The organism is Streptomyces sp. NPDC055189, assembly GCF_053606765.1.
Window position 1 is genome coordinate 16,267 of sequence record NZ_JBSGSG010000039.1, and the last position, 14,873, is coordinate 31,139.

Below are 14,873 nucleotides of genomic sequence, written 5' to 3' on the forward strand. Positions count from 1 at the left end.
CGCATCCGCCCCGTCGGTTACGATCCCCGGGTCATGAACTGGACATGCTCTCTATGAGTTCCTGAGCGGTTGCGAACGCCAACTCGGCAATCTGCACACGACGTTCAAGGACATCGAGAACCGTCGTGACGGCATGGAAGAGCACTGGGGCGCCGGGAAGATCGCGGACGCCATGGGCGATTTCGTCGACAGCTGGGACGACTACCGCACCAGGCTCATCGAGGGCCTGGAATCGACGGGCAAGCTCGTCGCGGAGACGAAGAAGGCGTTCGAGGAACTGGACGAGGAACTCGAGAAGCAGACCAAGGGCAAGGGCGAGGGCAAGGGTAAGGGGAAGGGCCAGTGACCACCACGGCGTCGAAGCGCCGCCCCGTGGACTGGGAGCCGCTGTACGAGTCCGACCCCGTTCCCGGCGACCCGGAGGAGATCCGGGAAGAGGTCCGGCACATGGTCTCGGTCGCCGAGAAGCTGCGTAAGCAGGCGGGCAACCTCAAGGCCATCTCGGACGAGGACAAGCTCAAGGGAAAGTACGTCCAGCGCCTGCGGGAGGACTCCGAGACGCTGGAGAAGCACATGCGGGAGGTGGCCTTCCGGTACGAGCGGGTCCACGGGCACCTCACCAAGTGGGCGAACAAGCTGGAGGACCACCAGGACGACGCCGACCGGATTCTGCGCGAGGCCAAGGAGAAGAACGCAGAGGTCGAGCGGGGGAAGGCCAAGGAAGCCGAGAAGGCGGACGAGGACAAGAAGCCCAACCCGCCGGCGAACGGAACGGATGACGACCCGCTCCAGACGTACAGAACTCGCCTCAACACCGTCATCGGAAACCGCGACAGCGACGCCGGCCACTACGCCGACAAGATCAACGATGAGATCGATGATGTCATCGAGGACTCGTGGTGGGACAACGTCAAGGGCTGGGTCCATGACAATGCGGACCTGATCAAGGCCTTCATCGATGTTCTCGGCTGGGTGGCGACCTTCGCAGGCTTCCTGGCACTCGCCATTCCCGGCCTGAACTTCCTCGTCCTGGGCATCGCGCTACTTACGATCGGACTCAGGCTCCTGTTGGTGGCCTCCGGCGACGCGAGCATGATGGATGTCATCTTCGACGTCGTGGGTGCGGTGCTGGTGGTGGGTGGCCTCGGGGCCGCCGCGAAGCTCGCCAAGGGCGCGAAGGCCACCGTGGGCGCTGCTCAGGCCGCCCGGACCGCCGGCCTCAGCAGAGGGCTCGGTGGCGTCAAGGGCGTACTGGACGACATGGGGCGGACGATGTCCAAAATGCCCCAAGGGCCCGGGCGGCAGGTCGTCGCGACCAGCCGCAACGCGATCCGCAAGTCCATCTCCCAGAACGTCGGCCTCGTGGCCAAGGGGCCGCTGAGGGTCAGCCCGCTGTCGACTCTGCTGCACCTCGGCGACAAGGAGATGGCCGGCATGGCGAAGATGCTGCAGGCGAACAAGGCGACCTTCCCGGCGGCAGCGGGGGCCGCGGCTGACAAGGCGTACAAGTCCTACCGGGTTGGCCTCGGCCTCGCGTGGGGTGGCATGGGGATGGACGTCACGGACAAGGCACTGGGCAAGAGCGACCTGACGAGCTGGACGCACGAGAATCTCGGGACCGGCGAGAAGCCGTTCAACGAGTGGTACTCGGACATGAAGGACAACACCTTGAAACCCGCCCCCGACACCCACTGGTAGCGAGGCAGACCACCCGGCGCGACACATCCTGCTGCCCGTCCGCATTTGATCCCTGAGGAACGACCATGGACCTGCACTCGGCACAACGCATCGCCGAAGCCGAAGCTGCTCGCACCGGACTTGGCACCGGCCCCAACCGTCGGCTCCGGCTGACCTTGTTCATCGGAATGCCGCTGGTCTTTCCGGTGATCGGAATCATGATCCTGGTGCCGAAGTCCCTGAGAGACGAGGTTCTGATCGCCTATCAGGCCGGGATCATCGGCTGCCTCCTGCACTACGTCTGGGTCTTCGCGAAGTACCCCCGTTACGCGGGCCGCCCGCCCTACCTCACCCGGGATCTCGCCATGGGCGGCGGCTTCTTCCTGCCCTCACTGATGCTCGGTTTCTGGCCGGGCATGATCGCTGCCCCTGCGTGGGCGGTCTTCGTCGGGGTTGTCTACGTCGTGGAAGGGATGCGGGAGCATCGTGGCAGTCGCTGAGCACCGCCGGCCCCCGAACGGCTTCAACCTGGTGCCGCCGCCCGGCTGGGACGTGATCCCGCTGGAAACGGGGACCCGGGAAGCGATGGACCGCATCGTCCGCAAGGCCGTCGCGCAACTGCCCGTCGGCTTCCCCAAGGACGACATTCCGAAGGCTCGGCTGAAGCTCCTCCAGGAGATGAAGAAGGTCGTCCGCCGGGCCAGTGCCAAGGGCGGAATGACCCTCTACCTCCCCACCGAGCCTCTCCACGGCGTCACGCTGCCGGTCTCGTTCGTCGCCTCCGAACCGATCGAGATTCCGAGGGTCAGCCCCGACAGGGGCCCGGATGCGGTCCTCCTCGCGCTGGCCTCCCAGACCCCTGGGGCCGAAGTGCGGGAGCTCGACGAGACCGCGGCTCTGCGCTCGGAGAGAGAGGTCCCCGCCGACCCCGCCCAGGGCGTCGAAGTCGCACACCGTCAGGTCGAGTACTTCGTGCCGATCCCGGACAGCACCCCCGACAAGTACCCCACCTTCTCGTTCAGCGCCCTGATCGCGCCCGGCTCGGACCCCGCCTTCCATGACACCCTCGTGGAACTGTTCGACGCCGTCATGGGCACCTTCCGCTGGAGCTACGCCTGAAGGCTCCCCTCTCTGCTCGCGCCCCCGACGAAAGAGACCGCGCATGTCCGAAGGCACCCTGTGGAGCACCGACCTCGGCGCCCCGCTCCACATCGACACGGATGCCAATCCAGATCTCTGGGGCTATCTGCACCTCCAGATCGACAAGAAGACCTTCAAGGAGTGGCTGGACCTGCACCTGACCGGTCTGGCCATCGTTCACGAAATCGAGCTCACCCGTAAGCTCCGCCGGTTCCACAAGGATTTCTACGAGCGGACGATCGTGACGCTCAGGGACAAACTCCAGGCGGACGAAGCGTTCATCTACAACCCCGTCCCCCTGACCTACATGCCCCTGGTCATGCACGCCACCCGCATCCACTGCGACGCCCCTGACGCGGCCTCCTGCGAGGGACTTGCCGCGCCCACCGTGCCGAACCCGGAGATCCCCGAGTGGCAGCAGCGGACCGGCAGTGTTCCCTTCGGCTCCCCGCATCTGGGCGCGGACGGGGTCCGGGTCACCCGCTCCTACCCGGCGGACAGCAGCATCATGATGACCTCGGTGACGTACCACTGGCACACTCCGCCCGGCGTCCCCGACGTCTGCCTGCGCGGGCATCACGACGATCCGGAGGTGATGGCCGCGGTCATCGAGCCCTTGGACGACTTCGCCCGTACGCTCCGGCTGCCCGGGGTGGCCGTGTAGCCAGTACGAAGGCCCCCTCTCCACCGAGGGAGAGGGGGCCTTCGTGCTGCCTCAGTGAATCCCCACCCCGGCCAGCGCCGCCTTCTGCTTCGCCGAGAGTTTCACCGGGAAGTACAGGTAGCAGACGCCTCCCGTGCCGGAGACGACCTTGCCCGTGGAGTTGTAGCGCTTGGTGCGCAGCCAGATGTTCTCCCACTCCCTGCGCTTGTAGATCCGGCGTACCGCCGCGTTGCTCTCGGACGCCGGGTCATTGGCGATCACGTCGCCCTTCGACGTGAAGCCGATCACCGTCATCAGGTGGCCCGCCGTGCCGTAACCGGCACCCGTGAGCTCCTCCTTGAGGAACGACTGGGACGTTATGACCGGGATACCGGCGGCGATCAGCGACTCCAGTTCGGTGAGCGAGGCGAGGCGGGTGACCACGCCCTGCATGTCCTTGTACGTCGACGCGTAGGCCGAGTTGAAGGGCCAGTTGCCGCAGCCCGCGTACTGGTAGTCGAAGGTGTGGCGGGCCGCGTGGCACACCTGCGGGTCGGCGTAGGACGGGTCGACCCAGGCGAGGTCGGCGGCGGTCGGTTTGCGGCCCCAGAACTCGATGATCATCTGCGAGGAGGTGGGGCTGCACCAGGCCTCGCCGCCGTTGTCGTACTCCGGGTACTGCCCCGCGTGGATCTCCTGCGAGTAGCGCGGGACCTTCAGCTCCTTGGTGAGCGCCGGCTTGGACGCCGGGACGGTGAAGCGGTCGGGCACGGCGGACGCCATCGCGCCGAGCCGCCACACCGTGGGGGTGTGGGTGGCGCCCGGCTTGCGGTACAGGGTCAGGCGCAGCCGGTACGAGGCGAGGCGCAGCCCCGTCGTCGTGTCGTTGATGGAGAAGGTGTCCGTCCAGATGCTGGACTTGCCGTCGGTCTGGTCGTCGACCGACGTACGCCTGATGTCCTTCTCCTTGTCGTCGCCCGAGGTCCAGCGGCCGAGGACGTACCAGGGAGTCGTCGCCTTGTCCGAGTACGTTCCCTGGAGCTCGACCTGGAGCCACGTCCCGGTGGGAGTGCGGGCGTTCCAGGAGGCGACGACCTCCGTCGCGGGCACGGTGGGGCGGTGCACGGGCGAGGTCCACCGGGCGTACTCCCAGGTGGCGGTCTTGCCGGTGTGCGGATCGGCGTAGTCGGTGCGGCCCGCGGCCTCGGCGATCTCCACGGCCGGGCGGGCCCCGGACACGGCGCGGGTGCCTTCGGCGGTGCCTGCGCTCCAGTCGGCGTGCGAGGCCCAGAAACGGTTGCTCACCGGCCGTTTCGCGCGCGGGGCGCCGCTCAGGCCGCCCGCGGCCAGTGCGGGGCTCGCCGTGGCGGCAAGCGCGGCCACGGCGGCGGCCGTGGCGAGGACGGTTCTGCGGGACATGTCATCAGCTCGGTCCATGGCGGGACCCCCAGTCGACGTGGGCTCCGGACGGATCCGGAAGGGGCAGGTCAGGTGCAGGGCGGTAGGCCAACTATGGCTGCTCCACGCCGACTTCTGCCAGCGCTTCGACCACCACCGCCTCCGCCAATATTGGCCTCGACCACTGACGTGAGCAGGCACGGCGCGCGGAGTGCGCCCTTCCGCGCCCGTGATTCCACCCCCCGTACGCTGGAGGCGATGACCGCTCACGCCACTCCCCTGTCCCGCGTCGCCGCGGGCCTCTTGGACCTGCCGACCTCCTGCGGCCCCGTCCGTCTCGTCGCCGTCGACGGGCACGCGGGCTCCGGCAAGTCGACCTTCGCCGACCGCCTCGCCGACGCGCTGGGCGGCGCGCCCGTCCTGCGACTGGACGACATCGCGAGCCACGACGAGTTGTTCGGCTGGACGGAGCGGCTGCTCCGGCAGGTGGTCGGTCCGCTCTCGCGCGGCGAAACGGCGCACTACGAGACGTACGACTGGAACGCGCGCCGTTTCGGCCCCGGGGCCCGCTCCCTGCCGCCCGCTCCCGTGGTCCTCGTCGAGGGCGTCGGAGCGGGCCGCCGCGCGCTGCGCCCGTTCCTGGCGCGGCTGCTGTGGATGGAGTTGCCCCGTGAAGAGGCCTGGGGGCGGGGGCGCCATCGGGACGGGTCGGTCCAGAACGACTTCTGGGACGGATGGGAGCCGGCGGAGCGCCGGCACTTCGCACAAGACCCTTCACGACCCTTCGCTCAGTCTTTGGTGCGACAGTGGCACGAGGGATATGAGGTACTGCAGGGTCCAAATGAGACGGCTGCGCCGAGTCAAATCGTCACACAGAGTGAGGGACCGGAGGCGGTGCGCTGAACCCGCGGAAAGTGACTTCCGGAAGTTCTCACGAGTTTCCATGAGTGCCTCAACTCTGCTTGACCGAGGGCCCTTACAGGACTTACGTTCTGAATGTGCGGCCTTTCGAGGCCGCCCGCAGACGCGAAGCCCCCGGTTGTTCCCCCGTGATCGGGGGCTTCGTTCTGCCCCCGGATCTCGCATAACGGACTCTGCGAGCCGCTTTTCGCTCACCCTCGGTGACGACGAGGTCCCCCTTCACCTGCCTGATCCCGCGCTGCGGCACCCTACGGCCGAGCGCTCCCCCGCAGGTACGATGCCCTTCGGTGCGACTTACGGACGGCTGCTCTGCGCACCGGTTCAACGTCCGTCCGCAGCACGGCGGTTCAGCGAAGTTGCCGACGGGCACCGGTCCGGCGGTACACAAACGGGGGCACGGTTTGTGGGGGACGTGATGGACTTCGACGCGGTGGGCTCACCCGCCCCGGCCGACCTCGCCTGGCTGAGGGGCGTCGACGCCTACACGATGGGCGCCTATCCGCAGGCGGAGGAGGAGTTCCGGGCGGCGGTGCGGATGGATCCGGGCATGGCCGACGGCTGGCTCGGACTGCACGCGCTGCGCATCGACACGACGACGGCACTGCTGCGGATGTTCCAGCACAGGGACAGATTCGGGGAACAGCGCACCCGGCACGGGCGCACGCTCAACTCCTGGTACTGGCTGGGCTGGTGGGTGCAGCCCGTCCTGGAGAGCACGCGCGATCTGCTGCTCGCGCACGCCTCGCACTGGCTCGACGGACGCCATGTCCCCGAGCTCGACCGGGCGTTGGCGGGCCTGCCGCCGGTGGACGCGGATCCGCAGGTGCGGTTCCTGCACGCCTGCCGTTCGTACCTGGTCAAGGACTGGGAACAGCTGGTCCGGCACACGGACTCGCTGATCGACGACACGATGCTGGGCATCGAGGCGGGTCTCTTCGGCGGCATGGCCCGCGTACGCCTGGAGATGTACGGCCAGGCCGAGCCCCTGCTGTCCGCCGCCCTGATGCGCTGCCGCAGCGAGCAGCCGCAGCGCAAGGAGCTGCGCTACTGGCTGGCCCGCGCGCACGAGGGCACGGGCCGCTCGGCGGCGGCCATGCCGCTGTACCGCGCGGTGCACCGGGTGGATCCCTCCTTCATGGACACCTCCGCGCGGCTCGCGGCGATTTCCGAGGGCGACGGGTACGACGAGGTCACCGACCTGGCGGCGATCGCCCTGACCGGCTTCGGGCAGGACGTGATGGAGGGTCCCGACGGGATCGATCCGCTCCTCGGCGGCGAAGGGCGCGACCTGAAGGTCACCGGACCCGACCTGCCGGGCGCCGGCGGCCCCGCCGAGACCGATTCCGTGCGCGAGAAGGCCGTCATCCCCGTCCAGCCGGGCATCTCCCAGCTGCCGCCGGGCCCCACCGATCCCCAGCTCCTGGAGGCCGCGCTCGCCGAACTGGAGGGCATGGTCGGCCTGGAACCGGTGAAGCGGCAGGTCAAGGCGCTCTCGGCGCAGCTGAACATGGCACGCCTGCGGGCCGCGCAGGGACTGCCCGTACAACCGCCGAAACGACACTTCGTCTTCTCCGGCCCCTCGGGCACCGGCAAGACCACGGTGGCGCGCATCCTGGGCCGGGCGTTCTACGCCCTCGGCCTGCTCGGCGGCGACCACCTGGTGGAGGCGCAGCGCGCGGACCTGGTCGGCGAGTATCTGGGCCAGACGGCCGTGAAGGCCAATGAGCTGATCGACTCGGCGATCGGCGGCGTCCTCTTCGTGGACGAGGCCTACTCCCTGTCCAACTCGGGCTACGGCAAGGGCGACGCGTACGGAGACGAGGCCCTCCAGGTGCTCCTCAAGCGCGCCGAGGACAACCGCGACCACCTGGTCGTGATCCTCGCGGGCTATCCCGAGGGCATGGACCGCCTGCTTGCGGCCAATCCCGGGCTCTCCTCCCGCTTCACCACCCGCGTGGACTTCCCTTCGTACCGCCCTCTGGAGCTCACCTCCATCGGCGAGGTCCTGGCCGACGAGAACGGCGACGTGTGGGACGAGGAGGCGCTCGACGAGCTGCGCTCCATCAGCGGGCACGTCGTCGACCAGGCGTGGATCGACGAGCTCGGCAACGGCCGCTTCCTGCGCACGCTCTACGAGAAGAGCTGCGCCTACCGCGATCTGCGGCTCTCCGGCTATCCCGGCGAACCGAGCCGTGACGACTTGTCGACACTGCGGCTCCCGGACCTGATGCAGGCGTACGGCGAGGTGCTCTCGGGGCGGGGGCCGCAGGACCCGCCGGGGATCTGAGGACCCGCCGGGGATCCGAGGACCCCGCCCCGCCCGCTCACACCAGGGCGCCGTCCCTGGACTCCCGGGGCTTGCGGGGCACCGCGACCCGGTGCGCCGGGTCGCGGACCTCGCCGACCAGGAGTTCGAGGACGTCCTCCAGGGCGACCAGGCCGAGCACTTTGCCCGACGCGTCGGCGACCTGCGCCAGATGCGTCGCGGCCCGGCGCATGACCGTCAGGGCGTCGTCCAGGGGCAGTTCGGCGCGCAGCGTCGTCATCGAACGCCAGACCTGCTGCGGCACCGCGCGGTCGGCCTCCGCACCGTCGGTGAGATCCAGTACGTCCTTCACGTGCAGGTAGCCCATGAAGGCGCCGTTCTCCGCGCGGACCGGAAAGCGGGAGTAGCCGGTGGTCCCGGTGAGCGCGATGACCTCGGACGGCGTGACCGCGGCGCCCACCGTCACCAGTGAGGCCCGGTCGAGCAGGACGTCCGTCACCGGGCGCGAGCCCAGCTCAAGAGCGTCCTCCAGGCGCTCCTGCTCCTTGGGGTCGAGCAGCCCCGCCTGGCCCGAGTCGCCGACGAGCCGGTTGAGCTGCTCGCTGGTGAAGACGGCCTCGACCTCGTCCTTGGGCTCGACCCCGAAGAGCTTCAGGACGAGCCGCGCGCACGCGCCGAGCGCCGCCGTGACCGGACGGCAGAGCCGCGCGAAGGCGACGAGGCCGGGGCTGAACCACAGAGCGGTCTTCTCCGGGGCGGCCATCGCGAGGTTCTTCGGGACCATCTCGCCCACGACGAGGTGGAGGAAGACGACCACGGCGAGCGCGATGGCGTACCCGAGCGGGTGGATCGCCCCTTCGGGAATGTGCGCCGCCTCGAAGACGGGCTCCAGGAGATGCGCGACGGTGGGCTCGGCGACCGCGCCGAGCGTCAGCGAGCACACCGTGATGCCGAACTGGGCGGCCGCCATCATCTGCGGCAGATTTTCGAGGCCGTAGAGGACCTGGCGGGCCCGCTTGCCGTTCAGCGGCTCGATCTGGCTGCGGCGCACGGAGACGAGCGCGAACTCGGCCCCCACGAAGAAGCCGTTGGCGAGGACGAGCAGGAGCGCGAACAGAAGTTGGAACATGCTCATCGGGCGGCCTCCGGCACGCTCATGGCTTCCGGGGATTGTGCCGTGCGTACGAGACGGACCCGCCCGGCGCGGTAGCGGTCCACCTGCCGCACCGCGAGCCGCCAGCCCGGCAGTTCGACCCGGTCGCCGGGGACGGGGATGCGGCCGAGCAGGTCGGCCACGAGGCCGGCCACGGTCTCGTACGGCCCCTCGGGGACGTCGAGCCCTATCCGCTGGAGCGTGTCGACGCGGCAGCTGCCGTCGGCGTCCCAGGCGGGGCGGCCGTCCTCGGCCGGTGCCGCCGCGATCTCGGGCAGGTCGAGAAGGTCGTGCTCGTCGCGGACCTCGCCGACGAGCTCCTCGACGATGTCCTCCAGGGTGACCACGCCGGCCGTGCCGCCGTACTCGTCGACGACGACGGCTATCGGCTGCTGGCTGCGCAGCTGCTCCAGGAGCTGCTGCACGGGCAGCGTCTGCGGGACCAGGAGCGGTGCCTGCGCGATGCGGCCCACGGGCGTTCTCAGGCGTTCGTGGGCCGGGGCCGCGAGGGCGTCCTTGAGATGCACCATGCCGACGATCTCGTCGATGCGCTCGCTGTACACGGGAAAGCGCGAGAGCCCGGTGGCGCGGGTCAGGTTCACCACGTCCTCGGCGGTCGCCGACGTCTGCAGCGCGCTGACCTTCACCCGCGGGGTCATGACGTGCTGCGCGGTCAGCTCGCCGAGGGAGAGCGTACGGACGAACAGGTCCGCGGTGTCCTGTTCGAGGGCGCCCGCCTGCGCCGAGTGCCGGGCCAGGGAGACCAGTTCGCCGGGGGTGCGGGCCGAGGCCAGCTCCTCGGCGGGCTCGACGCCGAGGAGCCGCACGAGCCGGTTGGCCACGGCGTTCAGGAGGGAGATCACGGGCCTGAAGAGGCGCGCGAACACATGCTGGGGGCCCGCGACGAACCGCGCGACCTGGAGCGGCTTGGACACCGCCCAGTTCTTGGGGACCAGCTCGCCGATCACCATCTGCACGGCGGAGGCGAAGAGCATCCCCACCACCACGGAGGCGCCCGGTACGGCACCCTCCGGCAGGCCGGTCGCCGTGAAGGGCCCGGCGAGCAGATGCGCGAGGGCCGGTTCGGCGAGCATGCCGACCACGAGTGAGGTGATGGTGATGCCGAGCTGGGTGCCGGAGAGCTGGAAGGACAGCTCCTTGAGGGAGTCGACGACCCTGCGGGCCCGTCGGTCGCCGTCCGCGGCGGCCTTCTCGGCGTCCGGGCGCTCGACGGTGACGAGCCCGAACTCGGCGGCCACGAAGAAGCCGTTGGCGAGAATCAGCAGGAATGCCGCCCCGAGAAGCAGCAGGGAAGTGGTCATGCCGCCGCCTCCCTGGTCTGACCTGTCCCGGTATGCCGGGAGGGGGCGGCGCATGTACTACAGGACGAACCGTCCATCGCCGGAGGGAGTCACTCCTCGGGTAGCAGGAGCCACTGTGGACCGGGCGGGCCCGACAGGGGCGGGGCGGCACACCATGCGTGCCCCGCCACCAGATTAATCAAGACCCGGCCGCAAACGTCAGCCCTGCGGGGTGCGGTCCTCGGCGAGGGCACGCAGCGCACGGGCGTCGCTGATGGCCCGCTGCTTGGCGATGCCGGGCTGGATGCCCATGACGGGGAGGCTGGTGCCGTCGCTGAGGTTGAGGAACACCCAGGGGTCGCCGGGACGCAGATTGACCTGGACGATCTCCGCCCAGTCCAGACGCCTGCTGGTGGCGATGTTGACGACGGTCACGCCGGACTCGTCGGCGACGACCTTGGGCCTGCTCAGGAGTGCGAGCACCCCGAAGAGCAGCACGCCGGTGAAGATGAAGCTGAGCCGCTCCCCCGCGCTGAGGCCGGGGATGAGCAGCGAGATCACCGTGAGGACCACGAGGATCGCGGCGCCCGCGGTGAGCAGCACCGCACGGGTCCGGCCGGGCCGGAAGGTGACGGGCAGGGCGGGGGTTTCGGGCTTGTCGGTCATCGCCGGGGTCTCCTGCCGGGTCATCAGAGGCGGCAGGCGTGGATGGCCGTGGTCAGGATGGCCCGCGCGCCGATGGCGTACAGGTCGTCCATGATCCGCTGGGCCTCCTTGGCCGGGACCATGGAGCGGACGGCGACCCAGCCCTCGTTGTGCAGCGGCGAGATCGTCGGCGACTCAAGGCCTGGCGTCAGAGCGACGGCCTGCTCCAGGTGCTCGGCGCGGCAGTCGTAGTCCATCATCACGTACGACCGGGCGACCAGGACGCCCTGCAGGCGGCGCAGGAACTGCTGCACCTTGGGGTCGTCGGTGTCGGCGCCGGTGCGCCGGATGACGACAGCCTCGGACTTCATGATCGGGTCGCCGAACACTTCGAGGCCCGCATTGCGCAGCGAAGTGCCGGTCTCCACGACGTCCGCGATGACCTGGGCGACGCCCAGCTCGATGGCGGTCTCGACGGCGCCGTCCAGGTGGACGACGGAGGCGTCGACGCCGCTGTCCGCGAGGTGCTTGGCGACGATGCCCTCGTACGAGGTCGCGACCGTCTTGCCCGCGAGGTCCGCGATGGTGCTCGCCGTGCCCGGCTTCGCCGCGAAGCGGAAGGTGGAGCGGGCGAAACCGAGCGGCAGGATCGTCTCGGCGTTCGCGCCCGAGTCGATCAGGAGGTCCTGGCCGGTGATGCCGATGTCGAGCTTGCCGGCCGAGACATAGATCGCGATGTCCTTGGGCCGGAGGTAGAAGAACTCGACTTCGTTGTCCGGGTCGACGAGGACGAGCTCCTTGGACTCCTTGCGCTGCTGGTATCCGGCCTCATGGAGCATCGCCGACGCAGGTCCGGACAGTGAACCCTTGTTGGGGACGGCGATGCGCAGCATGAGGTCGGATTCCTTGTCTTCAGGGTGCGTTGCAGGAGAGTTGGTACGGCGGGCGGTACGGCTCAGAGATGGGCGTACACGTCGTCGAGGGAGATGCCGCGGGCGACCATCATCACCTGCACGTGGTAGAGGAGCTGCGAGATCTCCTCGGCGGCGGCTTCCTTGCCCTCGTGCTCGGCGGCCATCCAGACTTCGGCGGCCTCCTCGACGACCTTCTTGCCGATGGCATGGACGCCCTTGTCGACCAGCTCGGCGGTGCGCGACGTGGCGGGGTCGCCGTTGGCGGCCTTGTGCTGGAGCTCGGTGAAGAGCTCCTCGAAAGTCTTCTTGGACATGATGGCTCTTACTTTACGCGGCTCCCCGGCCCCGCTCACCGCCAGGGTTCGGAGATCGTACGGAGCGTGGTCGCGGTGGCGACGGCGGCGGTGACCGCCTCGTGTCCCTTGTCCTCGCGGGAGCCCTCGATGCCCGCCCTGTCCAGGGCCTGCTCCTCGGTGTCGCAGGTCAGCACGCCGAAGCCGACGGGCACCCCGGTGTCCACCGTCACCTGGGTCAGACCCTGGGTGACGCCCTGGCACACGTACTCGAAGTGCGGGGTTCCGCCGCGGATGACGACGCCGAGCGCCACGATCGCGTCGTAGCCGCGTCCGGCGAGGACCTTGGCGACGACCGGCAGCTCGAAGCTGCCGGGGACGCGCAGGACGGTCGGCTCGTCGATGCCGAGCTCGTGCAGGGCGCGCAGCGCGCCGTCGACGAGGCCGTCCATGACCTTCTCGTGCCACTGGGCCGCGATCACGGCGACCCGCAGGTCTCCGCAGTTCTTCACGGTCAGTTCGGGTGCACCCTTGCCGCTCACGCGCTTCTCCTGGTCGCTCGAAAGTTCTCTGTACGTTGCTTACTGATTGCCGCAGGCGGACACTTCGGGGGCGTCGAGCCAGGGCAGGTCGTGACCCATCCGGTCCCGCTTGGTGCGCAGGTACCGGAGGTTGTGCTCGCCCGCCTTGACCGGCATGGGCTCGCGCCCGGTGACCTCGATGCCGTGCCGGACCACCGCGTCGGTCTTGTCGGGGTTGTTCGTCATCAGGCGCACGCTGCGGACGCCGAGGTCGTCCAGGATCCGCGCGCCCGCGCCGTAGTCCCTGGCGTCGGCGGGCAGGCCGAGCTCCAGGTTGGCGTCCAGGGTGTCGCTGCCGCGCTCCTGGAGCTCGTAGGCGCGCAGCTTGGAGAGCAGTCCGATGCCGCGGCCCTCGTGGCCGCGGAGGTAGACCACGATGCCGCGGCCCTCGTCCGTGATGCGCTGCATCGACGCTTCGAGCTGCGGGCCGCAGTCGCAGCGCAGGGAGTGGAAGACGTCGCCGGTCAGGCACTCGGAGTGGATGCGGACCAGGACGTCGTCGCCCTCGCCGATCTCGCCGTGCACGAGGGCGACGTGCTCGACGCCGTCGACGGTGGAGCGGTAGCCGTACGCCGTGAACTCGCCGAAGGCGGTGGGCAGGCGGACCTCGGCCTCGCGGCGGACGGTCGGCTCGGAGCTGCTGCGGTAGGCGATCAGGTCCTCGATGGAGATGATCGTCAGGCCGTGCTTGCGGGCGAACGGGATCAGCTCCGGCAGGCGGAGCATCGTGCCGTCCTCGCCCGCGATCTCGACGATGGCCCCGGCCGGGCGCAGACCGGCGAGGCGGGCCAGGTCGACCGCGGCCTCGGTGTGGCCGTTGCGGACCAGGACGCCGCCGGACTTGGCGCGCAGCGGGAAGATGTGGCCGGGACGCACGAAGTCGGTGGGCTCATACGTGCCCGCCGCGAGCATCTGGAGCGTGGTGGCGCGGTCCGCGGCCGAGATGCCGGTGGTGACGCCGTGCGCGCCGCTCGCGTCGACGGAGACCGTGAAGGCGGTGCGCATCGACTCGGTGTTGTTCTCGACCATCTGCGGGAGCTTGAGGCGGTCCAGCTCGTCGCCCTCCATGGGCGCGCAGATCAGACCGCGGCACTCGCTCATCATGAAGGCGATGATCTCGGGCGTGGCCTTCTCGGCGGCGATGACGAGATCGCCCTCGTTCTCGCGGTCCTCGTCGTCGACGACCACGACGGGCCGCCCGGCGGCGATGTCGCGGATGGCCGCCTCTACGGGGTCGAGGGCGAGGTCGGAGGCGTCTTCTTCGTGACCCGTGCTGTACCAAACCGGTGCCGCGCTCATGCCGGGGCTCCTTCCATGACGGGCTGCGAGGCCTGCGAGGACGCAGCGCGCGACCGCAGCCACCAGTCGCGCATGCCCCACAGGACGAGCGCGAGGTAGATGACGTACACGAGACCGGAGAAGGCGAGGCCGCTGCTGAACGCGAGCGGTACGCCGACCACGTCGACCAGGAGCCAGGCGAACCAGAACTCGACCAGACCGCGGGCCTGGGCGACCATCGCGGCGAGCGTGCCGACGAAGATGTACGCGTCGGGCCAGGGGTTCCAGGACAGGTCGGGGACGGCGGCGAACAGGGAGCCGACCGCGAGGGTGCCGGCGGCCGTGCCGCCGAGCAGGATCCCGCGCTCCTTCCAGGTCGCGAACCGGACGGCGATGGAACCGTCCTGCGCCTGCTGCTTGCCGTTGGTCCACATGCGCCAGCCCCACAGGGCCACGCCGATGACCAGCAGCTGCTTGCCGACACCGCCGGAGAGGTGGGCGGAGGCGTAGGCGCCGACGAGGATGACGCCGGAGAGGAACTGGGCGGGCCAGGTCCATATGGAGCGCCGCCAGCCGAGGGCGAGGGCGATCAGGCCGACGGTGTTGCCCACCATGTCGGACCAGATCACGTGCTGCCCGAAGGCCGTGAAGGCTTCGGAGTTG

At 69.5% G+C, this 14,873-nt stretch carries 16 protein-coding genes; 7 read left to right on the top strand and 9 right to left on the bottom strand.

The annotated features are described in order from the left end of the window. Nucleotides 1–133 precede the first annotated feature (133 nt). The 5 genes from ACWFR3_RS25490 to ACWFR3_RS25510 all read left to right on the top strand — a co-directional run bounded on the left by ACWFR3_RS25490 (nt 134) and on the right by ACWFR3_RS25510 (nt 3,481). Entirely contained in the window at nt 134–346 is a 213-nt protein-coding gene (locus ACWFR3_RS25490; protein WP_453736944.1) for a hypothetical protein, read from the top strand. Then, a complete protein-coding gene (locus tag ACWFR3_RS25495) occupies nt 343–1,698 on the top strand; it encodes a hypothetical protein (RefSeq protein ID WP_453736945.1) in 1,356 nt (451 codons plus the stop codon). The genes ACWFR3_RS25490 and ACWFR3_RS25495 overlap by 4 nt, the downstream gene beginning before the upstream one ends. A 65-nt stretch (nt 1,699–1,763) precedes the next feature. Further along, the gene (locus tag ACWFR3_RS25500; RefSeq protein WP_453736946.1) at nt 1,764–2,177 is read left to right on the top strand and encodes a hypothetical protein; all 414 of its coding nucleotides are present in this window, start codon (nt 1,764–1,766) and stop codon (nt 2,175–2,177) included. Further along, nucleotides 2,164–2,796, top strand: coding sequence for a hypothetical protein (locus ACWFR3_RS25505; protein ID WP_453736947.1), 633 nt, complete (start codon nt 2,164–2,166; stop codon nt 2,794–2,796). The genes ACWFR3_RS25500 and ACWFR3_RS25505 overlap by 14 nt, the downstream gene beginning before the upstream one ends. Nucleotides 2,797–2,839: 43 nt before the next feature. Beyond that, nucleotides 2,840–3,481, top strand: coding sequence for a hypothetical protein (locus ACWFR3_RS25510; protein ID WP_453736948.1), 642 nt, complete (start codon nt 2,840–2,842; stop codon nt 3,479–3,481). A 51-nt stretch (nt 3,482–3,532) separates the two neighbouring features. Here the strand turns inward: ACWFR3_RS25510 and ACWFR3_RS25515 are convergent, their stop codons facing one another. Continuing rightward, nucleotides 3,533–4,897, bottom strand: coding sequence for a peptidase C39 family protein (locus tag ACWFR3_RS25515; protein ID WP_453736949.1), 1,365 nt, complete (start codon nt 4,895–4,897; stop codon nt 3,533–3,535). 219 nt (nt 4,898–5,116) lie between these two features. Between ACWFR3_RS25515 and ACWFR3_RS25520 the strand changes: the two genes are divergently transcribed. Then, on the top strand, nt 5,117–5,761 hold the full coding sequence (locus ACWFR3_RS25520) for a uridine kinase family protein (protein WP_453736950.1): 645 nt from the start codon (nt 5,117–5,119) through the stop codon (nt 5,759–5,761). A 433-nt stretch (nt 5,762–6,194) separates the two neighbouring features. Further along, nucleotides 6,195–8,066 carry an AAA family ATPase gene (locus tag ACWFR3_RS25525; RefSeq protein ID WP_453736951.1) on the top strand — a complete coding sequence of 624 codons (1,872 nt, stop codon included), beginning with the start codon at nt 6,195–6,197 and terminating at the stop codon, nt 8,064–8,066. A 37-nt stretch (nt 8,067–8,103) separates the two neighbouring features. Here ACWFR3_RS25525 and ACWFR3_RS25530 read toward each other — a convergent pair whose 3' ends face one another. From ACWFR3_RS25530 to ACWFR3_RS25565, 8 genes are all read right to left on the bottom strand, one after another. Then, nucleotides 8,104–9,180, bottom strand: a complete 1,077-nt coding sequence (locus tag ACWFR3_RS25530; RefSeq protein WP_453736952.1) for a hemolysin family protein — start codon at nt 9,178–9,180, stop codon at nt 8,104–8,106. After that, complete coding sequence (locus ACWFR3_RS25535; protein ID WP_453736953.1) at nt 9,177–10,520, bottom strand: hemolysin family protein; 1,344 nt, start codon at nt 10,518–10,520, stop codon at nt 9,177–9,179. Before ACWFR3_RS25535 ends, ACWFR3_RS25530 begins: the two co-directional genes overlap by 4 nt. Before the next feature lie 198 nt (nt 10,521–10,718). Next, complete coding sequence (locus ACWFR3_RS25540) at nt 10,719–11,165, bottom strand: PH domain-containing protein (protein ID WP_453736954.1); 447 nt, start codon at nt 11,163–11,165, stop codon at nt 10,719–10,721. 23 nt (nt 11,166–11,188) lie between these two features. After that, nucleotides 11,189–12,037 carry an ATP phosphoribosyltransferase gene (gene hisG, locus ACWFR3_RS25545; protein ID WP_453736955.1) on the bottom strand — a complete coding sequence of 283 codons (849 nt, stop codon included), beginning with the start codon at nt 12,035–12,037 and terminating at the stop codon, nt 11,189–11,191. 62 nt (nt 12,038–12,099) lie between these two features. Continuing rightward, nucleotides 12,100–12,372 carry a phosphoribosyl-ATP diphosphatase gene (locus ACWFR3_RS25550; protein ID WP_055564821.1) on the bottom strand — a complete coding sequence of 91 codons (273 nt, stop codon included), beginning with the start codon at nt 12,370–12,372 and terminating at the stop codon, nt 12,100–12,102. A gap of 35 nt (nt 12,373–12,407) precedes the next feature. Further along, nucleotides 12,408–12,893, bottom strand: coding sequence for a 6,7-dimethyl-8-ribityllumazine synthase (gene ribH / locus ACWFR3_RS25555; protein ID WP_453736956.1), 486 nt, complete (start codon nt 12,891–12,893; stop codon nt 12,408–12,410). Between the two features lie 39 nt (nt 12,894–12,932). Continuing rightward, nucleotides 12,933–14,231, bottom strand: a complete 1,299-nt coding sequence (locus ACWFR3_RS25560) for a bifunctional 3,4-dihydroxy-2-butanone-4-phosphate synthase/GTP cyclohydrolase II (protein WP_453736957.1) — start codon at nt 14,229–14,231, stop codon at nt 12,933–12,935. Then, nucleotides 14,228–14,824, bottom strand: a complete 597-nt coding sequence (locus ACWFR3_RS25565) for a nicotinamide mononucleotide transporter family protein (RefSeq protein ID WP_453736992.1) — start codon at nt 14,822–14,824, stop codon at nt 14,228–14,230. Before ACWFR3_RS25565 ends, ACWFR3_RS25560 begins: the two co-directional genes overlap by 4 nt. Nucleotides 14,825–14,873 lie beyond the last annotated feature (49 nt).